The sequence below is a fragment of the Pseudomonas sp. Pseusp88 genome (assembly GCF_047303955.1).
Lineage (GTDB): Bacteria > Pseudomonadota > Gammaproteobacteria > Pseudomonadales > Pseudomonadaceae > Aquipseudomonas.
Map to the genome: position 1 here is coordinate 1 of NZ_JBGLYM010000028.1, position 15,044 is coordinate 15,044.

Below are 15,044 nucleotides of genomic sequence, written 5' to 3' on the forward strand. Positions count from 1 at the left end.
GTAGTGAAACGATGCATCGCCGATGGTAGTGTGGGGTTTCCCCATGTGAGAGTAGGTCATCGTCAAGATTAAATTCCGAAACCCCATTTGCGAAAGCAGATGGGGTTTTGTTTTTGCGCGAGAAAATGTGCGACCCGCTTCAGCCGGGAAGGCCTTGTGGGAATCGTAAGCGTCTCCACCTACGACCCACGGTGCTGCGGTGGTGGTTCTCTAGCAACCAATTCGAGATTTCCATATGAAACCCAATCCGCCAATTGATAACGCACTACGCGTCGCGTTGGTTACAGGATCCACTTCCGGTATCGGCGCAGCCATTGCACGTACACTGAGCCTGGCAGGCTATGCGGTGGTCCTCCATTCGCGAAACTCGGCGGATACGGGTCGCGCTATGGCTGCCGAAATGAAACAGGCTATCTACGTGCAAGCTGATCTTGCTGTTGAAGCTGACAGGGTCAGGCTTGTTAACGAGGCGATCGCCGCGTGGGGTCAGCTCGACGTATTGGTCAATAACGCCGGCATAAGCAGAGTTATTCCGCACAGCGACCTTGCCTCGGCCACTTCGGCAGTGTGGAACGAACTTAACGAAATCAATGTGGTGGCGCCGTTCCACCTGATCGCGTTGGCCGAATCAGCATTGCGCGATGCCGCCCGTACCCGTCGAGCAGGTAGCATCGTAAACATCAGTTCGCATGCTGGCGTCCGTCCTAAGGGCGCATCCATTCCCTACGCGGTGAGCAAAGCTGCGCTGAATCACATGACCCGCTTGCTCGCGGTGTCACTTGGGCCAGACATCCGCGTGAATGCTGTGGCGCCTGGCTTGGTCGACACGCCTCTGACCGCAGAGTGGAAAGATGCCCAAGAGTTGTGGCGAGATCGCGCCCCAATGCGCAGGGCGGCTAGCCCAGACGACATTGCAAAGGCGGTTGTAATGTTGGTTGATTCGGACTACTTAACCGGTGAGATACTCCTGTCAGACGGTGGATTGAACCTGACCTAGGTTTAGCGCTCTGCGCAGGGGCGGCGCGAGAACGAGTTACTTTGTTTTGCCGACGGGCTCAAACGCCGGACGGATACGGACCGATTTCAGCCGGGAAGGCCTTGTTGGAATCATGCAGAGGTGTCGGATGTACCGGCCCCTTCCCGGCTAAAGCCGGTCCCACAGACCCAATTCGGTTCATATCCCGCGCCCACAAAAAAGGCCGCATCTGCATGCGGCCTTCTTGTCCTGCGGCATCGAATTAAATCGCCTCTTCGACAACCTCTTGCTTCACCTCTTCACGACGACGGATGTACTTCCAGTCCGCCTCATCGATATAGATGCCGGCAGGCCCGCTGCCGCCTTCCAGGTCGATGGCGACATGAGCCGAGACTTGCGGCTTTACACTGGCCAGAATCGGTACGAAGCCCAGCTGCAGGCTGGTTTCCAGCAGTGCGGCCTGGTTGCGTTCGTCGATATCGGCGGCTTCGTCCAGGTAGTACGGCAGGCGAATACGGCCGGCCTGATCGCGGTCCATCAAGTGCAGCAACAGGTACATGTTGGTCAGCGCCTTGATGGTCATGGTCGTACCATTGGACGCCGCGCCGTCGATGTCGGTGTGGATAACCGGCGTGCCGTTGACCTTGGTGATCTCGAACGCCAGCTCGAACAGTTCCTTGAGCCCCAACTGGTTATGGTTGGCCGCTACCAGGCGAGCCAGATATTCCTTGGCTTCCTCGTTCTTGCTGTCCTGCTCGGCACTTTGCGTCAGGTCGAATACCGACAGGGTCTCGCCTTCTTCGTATTGCCCGGCGCTGTGGATGATCTGGTCGATATGCTTGAGTGCTTCCTTGTTCGGCGCCAGGACGATACGGAAGCTGGCCAGGTTGGAGACCTGCCGACGGTTGATCTCGCGGTTGAACAGCGCCAGTTGATGCTCGAGGCTTTCGTAGTCGCTGCGGATATTGCGCAGGGTTCGTGCGATATCAGTGACTGCGGCACGACGCGCCTTGCCCAGGGTCAGGGCTTCGTCGGTGCGGTGGGCATAGGCGTTGATCAGCAGTTGCAGACGACGCTCCATGTCATCTTCGCTGTCGAACTTGGCCACGCCTTTGAGGCGGATCTGTGCATACAGCGCTTCGATCTGACCGTCGCAACGTTGCAGGGCCTGCCAGCTGTCCTGATAGTCGTTGAGCAGCGGCAACAGGTTATCCAGGGAGTCGTCCACCGGGTCCATGAAGGGGGTGCCGAATGGCAGGTCTGCAGGCAGCAACTGGCGGCGACGCAGGGCGTCATCCAGGGTGCGCTGCTTGGATTCCAGATCGCCGATCTGCCGGGCGATCAGTTGCAGCTTGGCTGACAGTTGCTGAACGCGTTCGGTGAAGGCATCGCTGGAACGCTTGAGTTCGTCCTGAGCGGCTTCCATCTGCGCCAGTTGTTCCAGCTTGTCGGACTCCTCCACGGCCAGGGTCTGGCAACGACGGAAGTCTTCCAGAGCCTTCTGCGCATCCAGCACCTGTTGGTACAGGGCTTCGGTCTGGGACTTGCTCGCCGTACGGTCAGCCGCTACGGCCTGTTGGGTCTTGAGTTGCTTGAGTTCCTTTTCCAGACGCTCTTTCTGATCACGCAAGGCCGCACGATCCGCCAATGCCTGTAGGGCAGGTGGCTCGATGTGCGACAGATTGATCGAAAGCCCGGGCACCTGGAAGTGCTCGCCCTTGAAGCCATCGAGGATGGTTTCCAGTGACTTGACCCAGGCATCGCCGTCATCCAGCGCAATGCCTTGCTCGCCCAGAGGCAGACTGAACAGTGCGCTGTTGAACAGGCGCATCAGGCGCTCGACATCCGGTTGCGAGAACTCTTCACGCAGGCGGGCATAGCTGTTGTTGTCGGCGTGATCGAGTTGCTGTTTCACCGACTTCAGACGCTTTTCCAGGTCCCGTACACGCTCGTCGAGGTCTTCGGCGCTGAACTGACGGGATTGCGCCAGGGCGCCGGCCAGTTCGTCGTGAGCGTCCTTGGCGGCGAGCAACTGCTGCTCAAGCACCTTGGCATCTTCGACCAGGGCAAAGCGGTTCTTCAGCACGGCCAGTTCGCCAATCCAGCGTTGAATCCCGCTGATTTCCCGTTCCAGGCGCATCAGCTCCTGGGTACCACCGCGTTGTTCGTTCTGCAGGCCATCCTGCTCGCCGCGGTAGTGCTCGGCCTGGATGACCAGTTCTTCTTTGCGTGCCGAGGAGTAGTCCTGCCAGGTACCCAGCAGGGAATCGAGCAGCGGCGACAGACGATGCAGCTTGCCGCGCATCAGGTCACGCTGTTTGACCCCGGCAGCAAGGGCTTCTACCAACGGGCCGGCCAGGACCAGGGAGTTGTAGTCCTGTTCCATGCGTCGTACGTCACGGAAGGCTTCTTCGCATGCCGCGATGTAATCGACGCTGCCCGAACGCAGGCTGTGCTCGAAGGCATCAAGGAACAGTTGCTTGAGCTTGGCCGCGGTAATTTCGCGCATGTGCAAGAGGTTGATGAACAAAGCGCGGAAGGTCTTGAGGCTCTGCTCACTGGTGGAGCGCAGCGGGATCAGGGTCAGGTCCAGCGGGATCGAGGTATGACCGCCGACCAGCAGACGACGCAGCTCATCGGGTTTGAGCTCGTAGGCTTTCAGGCCTTTGCTTTCCAGATTGCTGAACAGCTCTTTCTGGCGCAGGCAGGTGTCGTTCTTCTGATAATGGGCCAGGTCCAGTTCGCCAGCATAGGCGAAGAACTGGTGACCAAAGCCGCCGCCCGGCCCGCGACCGACCACGCCAATCACATGGGGGCCGTGGGGCAGGGATACTTCGCAGAGGATGTAGCTGGTGTCGGTGGCAAAGTAGAAACGCCGCGATTGTTCCAGGCTGTACTTGCCGAAGCTCATGTCCGACATGCGCGCCAGGATCGGAAACTGCAGGGCGTTGATCGAGGCACTCTTGCCCAGGTTGTTCGCGCCATAGACCGACAGCGGGTGTTCCAGGGGAAACAGCCCGAGGCTGTAACCGGCGGTGTTCAGCAGGGCAAAACGGCGGATGCCATAACGTTCCTGGCTCATGCATCAAGCTCCTGTTGTTCTTCGGCAATGGCCCGGGCCAGCGCCAGCTCTTCGCTTTCCTCGCTGTCCTGGAATTCAGCCAGGTCCAGCGGGTCGTCGGTCTGCAGCAGTTTTTCGTCGCTGTCTTCATCGATAAGGATCGGTGTCGGCAGGGGCAGATTGCTGTGCAGGCTGGCCGCCAGGTCGCGGTCCTGCTGCACTGACAGGCAGACATCGAGAAAACGGTGCATCGGCGGCAGGAAGCGGTAGATACCGACTTCCTCGTTGGCAAAACCGAGCTGGGTCATGCGGCGCATGATCTTTTCTTCGAGCTCTTCCTGAGTCTGTACTTCGGCCTGGATGAACAGGTCGCGGTATTTCTCCAGCAACGATGGCAGTTCTTCACGGCCGAGGCTGCCGCCGTCGAGTACGGCGACCGGGTCACGGCCCTGGTCGGCCAGGTGCTCGACCAGAATGAAGGTGAACAGCGCCAGACGCTGGGCAGTCTTGTTCACTTGGGCCGCTGCCAGCTCCGGAACGAAGTAGTAGAAACCGCGGGTATCGCAGACCAGTTCGAAGCCCAGGGCCTTGAACAGGGTGCGGTACTGGTCCTGGGAGTTGGACAGTTGCGCATACAGCTCCGGGTCCCGGCGGCTGATATGGTAACCCTTGAACAGCTCGCGAAAGATCGGAGCGAGCTGGGACATTTCGGACAGATCAAGATGCATTGACAGTGCTCTCGGAGTTCTCGGGGGACGATTCGTCTTTACCCGAGGAGGCAAGGGCGAAGGAGCGCAGGCTGACCTGGTGCTCCTGTGTGAAGTAGTCGCGGCGCTCTAAACGGTCGCGAGAGAAACGCTTGTCCCGGGACAGGCGCGAGAACCAGTAGAGCAGTTCGTCTGTGGCACCGGTGGGCTCCTGTTCCAGCAGCCAGACCATCAGGTCCGGCAGCGGCAGGGCGTCTTCGCAGCGTTCGAGCATTTCCTTGACCGTACGCGGTGCGCGTGGCGCTTCGCCCTTGCGCGCGGCGGTGCCGGCCTTGGGGAAGCGTGCCGGTTTCGGCTCGAAGCGGGCCAGGGCATAGACATAGGCCTCGACCTGGCTGGCACTGCCGAGGAAGGTGCTTTGCGGCCGGGTAAACATCGGCATCGCCGCCTGCGGCACGGCATCCAGACCCTTGCGGCGGATCGCCGACAGGGCCAGTGCCGCGCCACGAGTCACAGCGTTATGGCGGCGGGCTTCTTCGCGCAATGGCAGCAGCAACTCACGGGCATGACGCAGGGTCAACTGGGCGCTGGTCTGCATCTCGAGGATGCGCGCGTGGGTGCGCAGCAGCATGTCGTCGTCGACCAGGTGACCCAGACGCTGCTGCTCGGTCAGCAGGCGCAGCAGGACGTTCTCGACCTTGCGTACGCCTTGCTCGAAAGCGCCGTCGGCGTTGACCAGCTGGATCATCGGCTCGACGTATTCATCCCAGGTCGCCAGGACCTCGGCATAACGTTGACGCAACGGAATCTGCCGGTTGCTGGTCTTGGCCCGATCGGCTACGGCGACCAGGGCCTGTTCGTCATTGGCGAGCTTTTTCAGCACGTCACGCACGCGCATGTCGAGCAGGCGCAGTTGCCTGGCCAGGTCGTCAGCGTCGCGGATATCGAAGGCATCCTGGATATATCCGGCCAGGCGCTCCAGATGGCGCAAATAAGCTTCGATTTCCAGGCACAGACCCAGCCGGTGTTCGCGGCGCAGGTAGGACAGGAAGTCGTGAATCTGCGCGTTAAGCTCGAAACGGTTCGGGCTCTTGGCGACGGGCACCAGGATATCCAGGCGAATCCACACGTCCAGCAGGTTGGTAATGTCCTGTGGCGTGCTGTCCAGTTGCTGCGCCGCCAGTTGCAGGCGCAGTTCGCTCAGGCTCAGGGTGCCCTGGTCGAAGTGCTCGCACAGGGGCTCAAGGAGCGCCCAGTGTTCGGCAAGGGCGCGCAGGACGCGCTTGGGTTCGATCATGGGAAGGCCGACTGTTGGCAAATAAAAGCAGCGATTGTACTGCATCAGCTCCCAGACAATTCACCTCCAATCGGCGAAGGGCGGTAGAATCGCCGCCTTAACTTATCCACAGGTGGCCGACCTTTGCTGAACGAGTCCCGCCGCCGCGCTTATTTGACCGCCATGCAGGTGGTCAATTGGCTGCCGCGCACTGAATTGCCCTTCGCCGCACCTTCGCGGCCGGAGCTGCTCGCGCCTCTGCCGGTTCCGGTCGCAGAGGTGGTTGTCGAGGCCCCGATACAGGAAGCGCCCGCTGTTGTCGCGCGGGCTGTGGAGCGGCCGAAGGTCGAAGTGCCACGGCCGTCCCTGGCCAGTACCCGTAACCAGGCGGTGGTCGAAGAGGCCGCGCCTGCACCGGCCAAGGCGCCCGTGGTGCCGCCACCGCGCTTTGCCCTGCAACTGCTGCGCTCCGGGCCATGCCTGCTGCTGGTGGAGCTGGTGACCGGCGAAGCCTTCCAGAGCCGTGACCCGTCCTACCTGCTGCTCAAGGACATGCTGCGCGCCGCCGGTCTGCCGGACAGCCCGCAAATCATCGGCGAGCCGGTACGCTGGCCACTATTGCTCCGCGGTCAGCTCGATCAGGGCCCGGAAGCGGCCAGGGATTTCGTCCAGGGCTTTGTCATGGCCCAGCTGGAAGAGGAGCCTTGCACTTGCCTGTGGCTGATCGGCCTGCCATCGGTGCGCTTTGCCGGTGAAGCAGATGCGCAAGCCTTCAATCGAGAACTTCAGGTCGATGGCCTGGGGTCGGCCTGGGCGTTGCCAGGTCTGGAATTACTGATGGACGAGCCTCAGCGCAAGGCAGATGTCTGGCAAGCCATGCGTCGGCTGATGACGCGTTGGAAGATTGTGAATGAGTGATGCAATCAGCTTCCGTCCCATGACCGAAGCGGACCTGGATGCGGTACTGAAGATCGAATACGCGGCCTTCAGCCATCCCTGGACCCGGGGGATTTTCCTTGACGGGCTCAAGTCCTATGAAATCTGGCTGATGTTCGAAGGTGCCCAGCAAGTGGGCCATGGTGTGGTGCAGATCATTCTCGACGAAGCGCACCTGCTCAATATCACCGTGAAACCCGAGAATCAGGGTCGCGGTCTGGGCCTGAGTCTGCTCGAGCATCTGATGAAGCGGGCCTATGCCCTGAATGCCCGGGAGTGCTTCCTTGAACTGCGCGACAGCAATCGCGCGGCTTATCGGTTGTACGAGCGCTACGGCTTCAATGAAGTCGGTCGTCGCCGTGACTACTACCCGGCAGTGGGTGGGCGTGAAGACGCGATTGTGATGGTCTGCACCCTGCTGGACTGACGGGTGCCGGGATATTTTGCAGGAGCTGCCGAAGGCTGCGAAAGCGGTGGGCCAGGCAGACCGATTCGCAGCCTTCAGCAGCTCCTGCAAAAACCACATTCCAATTCACATTCTGCTTGCGCAGGGTCCAGACGCTACCAGGGCTTGCCATCCAGCGGCTTGCGATGGGCCAGTTCCTCCTCATCCAGGCCATTGCCGCCGCCAATATCATCTTCATCGACGTCACTGAGCTTGGTGTCCATCGGCGTGCCCATGCCGGCTTCCTTCGCCGAGCGTGCGCCGTCTTCCAGGATCATCGTCTCGGCTTCCAGATCGTCGTCGGTGGGGTGATGGTCCGCCGTCGAGGCACCCGTCATGCCCGCCTCGCGTACGCGGCGGTCCGGTATTTCCTGTTCAAGTTCGTCTTCGGGGATCAAATCGCCAATGCGGGCGCTGGGCTCCTCTTCATCGAAGTGCAACTCTTCCATTGAGCCCATGCGATCTTCATTGTCGTCAATGGGTTCGGGTTGAGTAGCCCCGTAGGGGCGGCGTGATTCGGTCATGACGAGTCCTCCGATTGGCTATGTTTAAGGTTGACCTGGCCTGGGTAGGAAGATTCCTTCTGATTGGGCCAATGGCTTAATGGCACATTGGTCGTGACCTGAAGGGGCGGACGCGAGTCAAAGCTGAGCACCATCTTCGAGGCAGCAAAGCATGAACGAACTACAAGACCTGATCGACAACAACGAACGCTGGGCTGATGCGATCAAGCAGGAGGACCCGGAGTTCTTCGCCAAGCTGGCCCGCCAGCAAACCCCGGAATACCTGTGGATCGGCTGTTCGGACGCCCGTGTGCCGGCCAACGAGATCGTTGGCATGCTCCCTGGCGATCTTTTCGTCCACCGCAACGTGGCCAACGTCGTGCTGCACACCGACCTCAACTGCCTGTCCGTGATCCAGTACGCGGTGGATGTGCTCAAGGTCAAGCACATTCTGGTCACCGGCCACTATGGTTGCGGCGGCGTGCGTGCATCCATGCAGAATCGTCAGCTCGGCCTGATCGACGGCTGGCTGCGTTCGATTCGTGATTTGTATTACGAAAATCGCGAGAGTCTGGCGAAGTTGCCGACCGAAGAAGAACAGGTAGATCGTCTGTGCGAGCTGAACGTGATTCAGCAGGTGGCCAACGTCGGCCATACCAGCATCGTGCAGAACGCCTGGCATCGCGGTCAGAAGCTATCGGTGCATGGCTGCATCTATGGCATCAAGGATGGCCGCTGGAAAAGCCTGAATACGACCATCAGCGGTTTCGACCAGTTGCCGCCGCAGTATCGCCTGCGTCCGCTGGGCGAGTGAGAAGGTGTTGGAGCGTGGCTTGCCCGCGAAGCACACGATGCGGTGTACCTGACTTACCGCGTCGTTCAATTCGCGGGCAAGCCTCGCTCCAACTGCGCTATTACAGCGTGGAGTGCTTCAATACCGGTGCAGGCTTCTTCAGCTCATTGAGCGAGCGGGAAGTTTCGCCGGTCCGGCATTTGGCTGCTGCCTGATCAGGCGTCATTTTGCGTACTGAGGTGAAGAACAGCTGGCAGGTCTTTACCTTGTTGGTCACTTGCCAGTTCTGCACGCAGGCACTCAACATCGTGCTCGCGTTGCCGCCCGGGTTCTGGCCCATACCCGCCTGCCAGCAAGCTGCAGTCAAGTCTTGCCCCATCACTTTCAGGCCCGCAGCATCGGCCTTGGCCTGGTCGCCACCGTATTGCGCCGGATCGGCCGCATACCAGATATAGCTTGGGTGGTTGGAGCCCAGCACGGACACATTCTGTCCGGCAGTCGGGGTGATGGTCGCCAGGCCCAGTACGGCCACTGTCTGGCCATATTGCGACTTGATCCAGTTACGCACCGGAGCACCGAAAGCGACCATTGGCAGCGACTTGCCGCTCGGGCTCAGGGTGAATTGCTTGACCATGCCGGTCTGGTAGTCGGTGAAGTAGCTGTAGACGGTTTCCAGGGTACTGCCGGCGTTGGACGGGGCGGCAATCGGCGCGATGTCGATGATCGCCTGATAAGACGGTGTCTGGGTGGTCGGGATACCGTTATCCACCAGCAGCTCGGCCCAGCGGTCAGTGGTGGCAGAGTTCAGGTAGTCCTGGTATTCAGTCAGCGAATAATCCGGCGGGAAGTGCAACAGCTCAACGCTCTTGCGGCTGTCCAGCGCCATGCCCAATGGCAGGAACAGATACCAGTTGAACGCCCACTTACCATCGGTGTTTAGCCTGGTGGCGCCGTTGTAAGCCAGTTCGCCGGTATCCAGCAGTTGGGTCAGGGGCGTGCCGTAGGTATCCGGAACGCCCTTGATATCGGCCTGCAGGGTCTTGCCGTCGCTTCTGACCCTGACCGTGGCGGCGTTGTAGCCATCACGGCGTACGCTCTGATTGAGGTAGTTTTCGACGGTCTGTTCCAGTGTCCATTTCTTGAAGCAGATCACGTTGCAGTTGTTAGGGTAGGCAAACAGCCGGGTGACGCGTTCAGTATTGCCCAGATTGACACTGACATCGGCGTGTACAGCGGCGCTCAACATCAGGGCAGCGAGGGTGGTGCTGGTCCATAGTGCGGTTTTCAACATGCTCATATCCTTGTCAGCCATGCTCGCCCCGACCTGTTCGGGGCGGTGACCAATAATGGAACATGATTGATGGCGAAGTAATGGCCTGTGACGATTTTTTTTGTGACTGGATCAAAGCACGAAACGTTGCACCATAGAGTTCAAATGAGTTGCCAGCATTGACAGCGCATCGCTGGCCACAGTGGTCTGTTGTGCGCCCGATGCGGTCTGGGCGGACAGGTCGCGAATGCTGCTCAGGTTGCGGTCGACCTCGTTGGCGACCTGGGCCTGTTGTTCGGCGGCGCTGGCGATCAACACGTTGCGGTCGTTGATGGTCGAGGTGGAATTGATGATCACCGCCAGGGTTTCCCCGGCGGCAGCAGCCTGTTCCATGGTCAGGTTGGCCTGGTTGGCAGTCACCCGCAGGGCGTTTGCGGTTTCCTGAGTGCTCTTCTGCACGCCATTGATCAGGGTCTCGATCTCCGCAGTCGAGGCTGTGGTGCGTTGGGCCAGGGAGCGGACTTCATCGGCGACCACGGCAAAACCGCGTCCGGCTTCCCCGGCACGAGCCGCTTCGATGGCTGCGTTGAGCGCCAGCAGGTTGGTCTGGTTGGCGATGGCGTGAATCACATCGAGAATCTTGCTGATACTCAGAGTGCGCGCGGCCAGGCCTTCGGCCTGATGCGAGGAGTCGAGGACATTGCCGGTCAGTTCCTTGATCGAACTGATGGTGTTGGTCAGGCGTAGCTTGCCCTGCTCGGCGGCCTTGTTGGACGCCTCGGATTCGTTGACGGTATTGGTGGCGTTGTCGGCCACATTGACCGCTGCCTGACTCATCTGATTGACCGCTACGGCGGCGTGTTCGATCTCGGTGTTTTGCAGCATCAGGTTGTTGGCGCTGGACTCGGCGATGCTGCTCATTTCCTGAACCGATTGCGACAACTGGGTGGCCGCCGCATAGATCTCGTCGATAGTGCCGTGCAGATTGCTACGCATGCGGCCGAGCATGCTCAGCAACTGGGCGGTTTCGTCATTGCCTTCGGGGATCGGTTGCGGGCTGAGGTCGCCGTCGGCAATGGTGCTGGCGATATGCAGCGCCTGACGCACAGGGCGGATGATGCTCACGCTCAAGCGCCAGGCCAGCAGCAGGGTCAACAGCAGGGCGATACCGATGGTGCTGAACGCGATCAGGCGGGTCTGCCGGTAGCTGGCGCTCGCCGCATCCACCGCAGTCGCGGCGCTTTGCTTGTTCAGCTCGCGCAGCAGTTGCACCTGCATGTCCATGAGGTCGCCTTGCAGCGACAGCGTCGTGTTGGCGAGCATGCGCGCGTCATCGAGCTTGCGTTGCTCGATCAGCGTCATTTGCTCGTAGAGCGCGGGAATGAAGGCTTTGTAGGCGTCCTGCAAGGCAATGATCGAATCGTGCTCGGTGCCTGCGGCGACCCGGGCTATGTAGTCGCTGAAGTATTTTTCGACTTCGTTCTTGAGTTGCTCGACGTTGATCTTGCTGTTGACCGCTGCGCCCGGGTCATCGGCGTTGGCGATCAGGCGGGCCGACTCCGCCCGTAGCTTGACCAGATCCAGGGCGATTGCGTCAGCCATGGCAATACTGGGCAGGACGCCACTCTCCACCGCCGCGCCCTGATTGCGGATACCTTGCATCTGAAACAGGCAGAAGGCACCCATGGCCACCAGCAGCAGCGCCGTGACGCCAAAGCAAAGCACCAATCGTTGAGTGATCTTGAGTCGGCGCAGCACGGTAACCTGCGAGCGCTGACGTAAGAAGCGAGGCAGTAATTTTTTCACGATGAGTCAAACCTGCATCTGCGGGGGTTCCGGAGAGTCGGTTATAGGGCTGCAATGTGATGATTTTGTTACAGATAGTTCGGTGATGGCGTTTTGACGCCAATTTCTTATGAGCGGTCGTTATAAAATATTTACCGCCCGCCAAAGCATCCTGACCGCTAACCCGGCGCAGCAGGCAACCCCTTGTCCTGGATCAGGATTTCCCGCCGATCTCATCAAGAAAACCGGCGACGAAGCCTTGCAGGCGTACTTGGCGTTCCTGGGCCAGACGCGTGCCGGTGGCAGTCTGGAAACCTTCAGCCAGGTGCAGCAGTTTGGTCTGGAAGTGATCGAGGGCGAAGCGCTGGTCGTCATAGTCGCGTTGGGCGGCCAGTGGGTCGGTGCAGTCGTATAACTGGCTGCCCATGCGCCCCGCCACATAGAACAGCCGGGCGACGCCGACCATGCCGATGGCGTCGAGGCGGTCGGCGTCCTGCAGGATGCGCGCTTCCAGGGTCTTGGGCGTGATAGCGGCGGAAAAACTATGGGCTTCGATAGCATGGGAAACGGCGTCGATGCGTTCTTCGTCCCAACCCATTTCCGTGAGGATATCCCCGGCCTTGGCGGCCGCCAGGCGCGAGGCACTGGAGCGAAACGGCGAGTTTTTTTCCACCGCCACGCAGTCATGCAGCAGGGTGGCGGCCACCAACAGCTCCTGATCACCGCCTTCGGTATTACGCAGAGTGCAGACGTTGTGCCAGACCCGCATCAGGTGCGAACGGTCGTGGGCACCATCATCCTTGGCCACCATTGCGTGGGGCAGTAACAGGCTGGCGAGGTCCTGGAAGGGGGCGAAGGCTGCGGTCATTGAGGTACCGACGGGTAAGGAAGGGCGTTCAGGCAGTCTAGTGGGCAGTTCGGCTTTTTGACGAGAGATTCGCTTTTTCGATGCACGCGGTCTTGGCACTACGCGGGGGCCTGCAGAAGCTGCCGAAGGCTGCGAAAGCGGTGTGCCAGATAGCCCAATTCGCAGCCTTCGGCAGCTCCTGCATTAAAATCGCATTCCAGATCATAAAGAGGGCGTTAGCGTTATGCTGATGTTTTTCCTCTGGAACAGCCCCTCCATGAGCGTTTCCCATCGTCGTCCCGTGCCCCTGTCCAAAGCCTATCGCCTGCTTAACCATGGCCCGACCGTACTGGTCAGCGCTGCCCACGGCGGGCAGCGCAATATCATGGCCGCCGCCTGGTCCATGCCGCTGGATTTTGATCCGCCCAAGGTCGCCGTTGTTCTGGACAAGTCCGTCTGGACCCGGCAACTGCTCGAAGCCTCGGGCACTTTTGTATTGAATGTGCCGGTAGTGACCCAGGCCGATATTGTCCAGACCGTGGGTTCGACTTCAGGCCAGGAGCTGTCCGGCGCGCCAGGCCAGGACAAGTTCACCACCTATGGCTTGCAGACCTTTGCCGGTGAGCAGGTCGATGCGCCATTGCTCGAGGGCTGCGTGGCCTGGCTGGAATGTCGGCTGTTGCCGGAACCGCACACTCAGGAGCGCTACGACCTGTTCCTCGGTGAGGTCATCGCCGCCCAGGCTGACGAGCGCGTGTTCCGCGACGGGCATTGGCACTTCGAAGACTTGCCCGAACTGCGCACCCTGCACCATATCGCGGGCGGTAATTTCCTGACCATCGGCGAGCCGGTTGTCGGCCAGATGCTCAAGCCTGAGTAGGGAAGTTCCGCGTCGGCGTGCAGATTTGCCGACCATTGCTCAGATCGGCAATAAAAAGTCGTCAGCCCATTGTTGTCCTTGAAGGGCTGGCTGACGGCTTGCCGCGATTGTTTTACTCTGGCGGCCGCGCTGTTTCGGCGTGTCTCTGGATAGATCAAACATGGATTGCCTTCCGCGTCTTCGCATAGTGCTCGGCCTCGCGCTGTGCCTGCTGCCTTTTGTCTTTGCCCAGGCGGGCGAATGCCTCAAATATCAGCCTGAACCGGCCAGCCTCAGTGGCCAGTTGGTGCGCAAGGCGTTTGCCGGGCCGCCCAACTTTGAAGATGTCGCCACCGGCGATGAGCCGTTGATCGGTTACTACCTCAAGCTGGCCGAGCCGCTGTGCATGACCGGCAACGCGGACGAGGAGGACGTCGACCTCGATGCCGACGTACGCCTGGTGCAACTGGTGCTGGATCAGAAAGGTTACGACACACTGCGGCCGTATCTGGGCCAGCAGGTCGAACTCAAAGGCACGATGTTCGGCGCGATCTCGGGCTACCACAACACACCCGTGTTGTTGCAGCAGGTCGAAAAGGTCAGCGGCCAGCCAGCGCCTGCGCCTGATTGTGCGGCGCTTGATAAAACCTTCTCGGCAGTGGTCGACGGTTCCTATGATCCACCCATGACTGCCAGCATTTCCGGCAAGGAACGCGCTTATTTCTATACGGCGCCGAATTTCGCCTGCACCAACAAGAAAGTCTTCGTGGTGCCGGGTGACAAGATCGAGGTGTCGCAGATTTCCGAAAACGGCTGGACCAAGGCTGCCTACATAGCCAAGGACGGCAAGACCTTCAGCGGCTGGATCGATCAGGGGCAGGTACAACTGGACGCGGTCGAGCCTGAAGGCGGCGAGGGCGAAGAGGCGCTGCCTGATGATGTCGACACCTACACGGTGGTTCGCCACGAGTGCGTTGATCTGAACATCGACAAGAGCTGCGGCGGGCTGAAGAAAAAGTGGGATGCACTGATGGAAGAGTACAAGGGCACCCAGGAAATCATAGATGTGCTGAACGAAAACAAGCCGCCAGTGACGAAGTGATGCGCTCCGTTCAAGCCATCTGGGCGGGCTAATTGACACAGATCATGGGGGCTTTTACCCGATTTCCGGAAAAGCCCTTTATAATCTGCGGTTTTTAGCCCCCTTTGATGTGAGAAACAGCGTGAGCCTACCCGCCTGCCCGAAATGCAATTCCGAGTACACCTACGAAGACGGCGCCATGCTGATCTGCCCGGAATGCGCCCATGAGTGGTCCGCCGACGGGTCTGCCGACGCCGACGACGAGGTCAAAATCATCAAGGATGCGTCCGGCAATGTGCTGGAAGACGGCGATACCATCACCGTTATCAAGGACCTCAAGGTCAAGGGCACGTCCCTGGTGGTCAAGGTCGGCACCAAGGTCAAGAACATCCGTCTGGTCGATGGTGATCACGATATCGATTGCAAGATCGATGGCATCGGCGCGATGAAACTGAAGTCTGAGTTCGTCAAGAAAGTCTGAGACCTTCCCGCCAGGCTTCACCGC

General features: G+C 60.0%; 14 protein-coding genes. 7 read left to right on the plus strand and 7 right to left on the minus strand.

Annotated elements, in window-relative coordinates; genetic code table 11:
• The first annotated feature begins 235 nt into the window (after nt 1-235).
• Nucleotides 236-997 carry an SDR family NAD(P)-dependent oxidoreductase gene (locus tag ACCD02_RS25645; protein ID WP_413308303.1) on the plus strand — a complete coding sequence of 254 codons (762 nt, stop codon included), beginning with the start codon at nt 236-238 and terminating at the stop codon, nt 995-997.
• A 241-nt stretch (nt 998-1,238) separates the two neighbouring features.
• On the opposite strand, the gene mksF is transcribed toward ACCD02_RS25645, so the two are convergent.
• The 3 genes from mksF to mksB are packed head-to-tail and all read right to left on the minus strand — an operon-like array spanning nt 1,239 to nt 6,041.
• A complete protein-coding gene (mksF, locus tag ACCD02_RS25650) occupies nt 1,239-4,058 on the minus strand; it encodes an Mks condensin complex protein MksF (protein ID WP_413308305.1) in 2,820 nt (939 codons plus the stop codon).
• Entirely contained in the window at nt 4,055-4,765 is a 711-nt protein-coding gene (gene mksE, locus ACCD02_RS25655; RefSeq protein WP_413308307.1) for an Mks condensin complex protein MksE, read from the minus strand. The genes mksF and mksE overlap by 4 nt, the downstream gene beginning before the upstream one ends.
• Nucleotides 4,755-6,041, minus strand: coding sequence for an Mks condensin complex protein MksB (gene mksB, locus ACCD02_RS25660; protein WP_413308309.1), 1,287 nt, complete (start codon nt 6,039-6,041; stop codon nt 4,755-4,757). The genes mksE and mksB overlap by 11 nt, the downstream gene beginning before the upstream one ends.
• Nucleotides 6,042-6,164: 123 nt before the next feature.
• On the opposite strand from mksB, the gene ACCD02_RS25665 reads away from it, so the two are divergent.
• Together ACCD02_RS25665 and rimI are read left to right on the plus strand one after the other, a co-directional pair.
• On the plus strand, nt 6,165-6,938 hold the full coding sequence (locus ACCD02_RS25665) for an energy transducer TonB (protein WP_413308311.1): 774 nt from the start codon (nt 6,165-6,167) through the stop codon (nt 6,936-6,938).
• Nucleotides 6,931-7,383: a ribosomal protein S18-alanine N-acetyltransferase gene (gene rimI, locus ACCD02_RS25670; protein ID WP_413308313.1), complete on the plus strand. Its 453-nt coding sequence runs from the start codon at nt 6,931-6,933 to the stop codon at nt 7,381-7,383. Before ACCD02_RS25665 ends, rimI begins: the two co-directional genes overlap by 8 nt.
• A 134-nt stretch (nt 7,384-7,517) precedes the next feature.
• On the opposite strand, the gene ACCD02_RS25675 is transcribed toward rimI, so the two are convergent.
• Nucleotides 7,518-7,925 carry a serine kinase/phosphatase gene (locus tag ACCD02_RS25675; protein WP_413308315.1) on the minus strand — a complete coding sequence of 136 codons (408 nt, stop codon included), beginning with the start codon at nt 7,923-7,925 and terminating at the stop codon, nt 7,518-7,520.
• 151 nt (nt 7,926-8,076) lie between these two features.
• Between ACCD02_RS25675 and can the strand changes: the two genes are divergently transcribed.
• A complete protein-coding gene (gene can / locus ACCD02_RS25680) occupies nt 8,077-8,718 on the plus strand; it encodes a carbonate dehydratase (protein ID WP_413308317.1) in 642 nt (213 codons plus the stop codon).
• A gap of 100 nt (nt 8,719-8,818) precedes the next feature.
• Here the strand turns inward: can and ACCD02_RS25685 are convergent, their stop codons facing one another.
• The 3 genes from ACCD02_RS25685 to ACCD02_RS25695 all read right to left on the minus strand — a co-directional run bounded on the left by ACCD02_RS25685 (nt 8,819) and on the right by ACCD02_RS25695 (nt 12,620).
• Entirely contained in the window at nt 8,819-9,988 is a 1,170-nt protein-coding gene (locus ACCD02_RS25685; protein WP_413308319.1) for a hypothetical protein, read from the minus strand.
• Between the two features lie 111 nt (nt 9,989-10,099).
• Complete coding sequence (locus ACCD02_RS25690) at nt 10,100-11,773, minus strand: methyl-accepting chemotaxis protein (RefSeq protein WP_413308321.1); 1,674 nt, start codon at nt 11,771-11,773, stop codon at nt 10,100-10,102.
• A gap of 193 nt (nt 11,774-11,966) precedes the next feature.
• Nucleotides 11,967-12,620, minus strand: coding sequence for an HD domain-containing protein (locus ACCD02_RS25695; RefSeq protein ID WP_413308323.1), 654 nt, complete (start codon nt 12,618-12,620; stop codon nt 11,967-11,969).
• 256 nt (nt 12,621-12,876) lie between these two features.
• Between ACCD02_RS25695 and ACCD02_RS25700 the strand changes: the two genes are divergently transcribed.
• The 3 genes from ACCD02_RS25700 to ACCD02_RS25710 all read left to right on the plus strand — a co-directional run bounded on the left by ACCD02_RS25700 (nt 12,877) and on the right by ACCD02_RS25710 (nt 15,020).
• A complete protein-coding gene (locus tag ACCD02_RS25700) occupies nt 12,877-13,479 on the plus strand; it encodes a flavin reductase family protein (RefSeq protein WP_413308325.1) in 603 nt (200 codons plus the stop codon).
• Nucleotides 13,480-13,639: 160 nt separating this feature from the next.
• The gene (locus ACCD02_RS25705; RefSeq protein ID WP_413308327.1) at nt 13,640-14,560 is read left to right on the plus strand and encodes a DUF4431 domain-containing protein; all 921 of its coding nucleotides are present in this window, start codon (nt 13,640-13,642) and stop codon (nt 14,558-14,560) included.
• A gap of 121 nt (nt 14,561-14,681) precedes the next feature.
• On the plus strand, nt 14,682-15,020 hold the full coding sequence (locus tag ACCD02_RS25710; RefSeq protein ID WP_413308329.1) for a zinc ribbon domain-containing protein YjdM: 339 nt from the start codon (nt 14,682-14,684) through the stop codon (nt 15,018-15,020).
• The last annotated feature ends 24 nt before the right edge of the window (nt 15,021-15,044 follow it).

Excerpts from the sequence above, each read along its gene's own strand:
- mksB (WP_413308309.1), bottom strand. The coding sequence starts at position 6,041 with ATGATCGAACCCAAGCGCGTCCTGCGCGCCCTTGCCGAACACTGGGCG.
- ACCD02_RS25685 (WP_413308319.1), bottom strand. The coding sequence starts at position 9,988 with ATGTTGAAAACCGCACTATGGACCAGCACCACCCTCGCTGCCCTGATG.
- ACCD02_RS25675 (WP_413308315.1), bottom strand. The coding sequence starts at position 7,925 with ATGACCGAATCACGCCGCCCCTACGGGGCTACTCAACCCGAACCCATT.
- ACCD02_RS25645 (WP_413308303.1), top strand. The coding sequence starts at position 236 with ATGAAACCCAATCCGCCAATTGATAACGCACTACGCGTCGCGTTGGTT.
- ACCD02_RS25705 (WP_413308327.1), top strand. The coding sequence starts at position 13,640 with ATGGATTGCCTTCCGCGTCTTCGCATAGTGCTCGGCCTCGCGCTGTGC.
- ACCD02_RS25700 (WP_413308325.1), top strand. The coding sequence starts at position 12,877 with ATGAGCGTTTCCCATCGTCGTCCCGTGCCCCTGTCCAAAGCCTATCGC.
- rimI (WP_413308313.1), top strand. The coding sequence starts at position 6,931 with ATGAGTGATGCAATCAGCTTCCGTCCCATGACCGAAGCGGACCTGGAT.
- mksF (WP_413308305.1), bottom strand. The coding sequence starts at position 4,058 with ATGAGCCAGGAACGTTATGGCATCCGCCGTTTTGCCCTGCTGAACACC.
- mksE (WP_413308307.1), bottom strand. The coding sequence starts at position 4,765 with ATGCATCTTGATCTGTCCGAAATGTCCCAGCTCGCTCCGATCTTTCGC.
- ACCD02_RS25695 (WP_413308323.1), bottom strand. The coding sequence starts at position 12,620 with ATGACCGCAGCCTTCGCCCCCTTCCAGGACCTCGCCAGCCTGTTACTG.
- can (WP_413308317.1), top strand. The coding sequence starts at position 8,077 with ATGAACGAACTACAAGACCTGATCGACAACAACGAACGCTGGGCTGAT.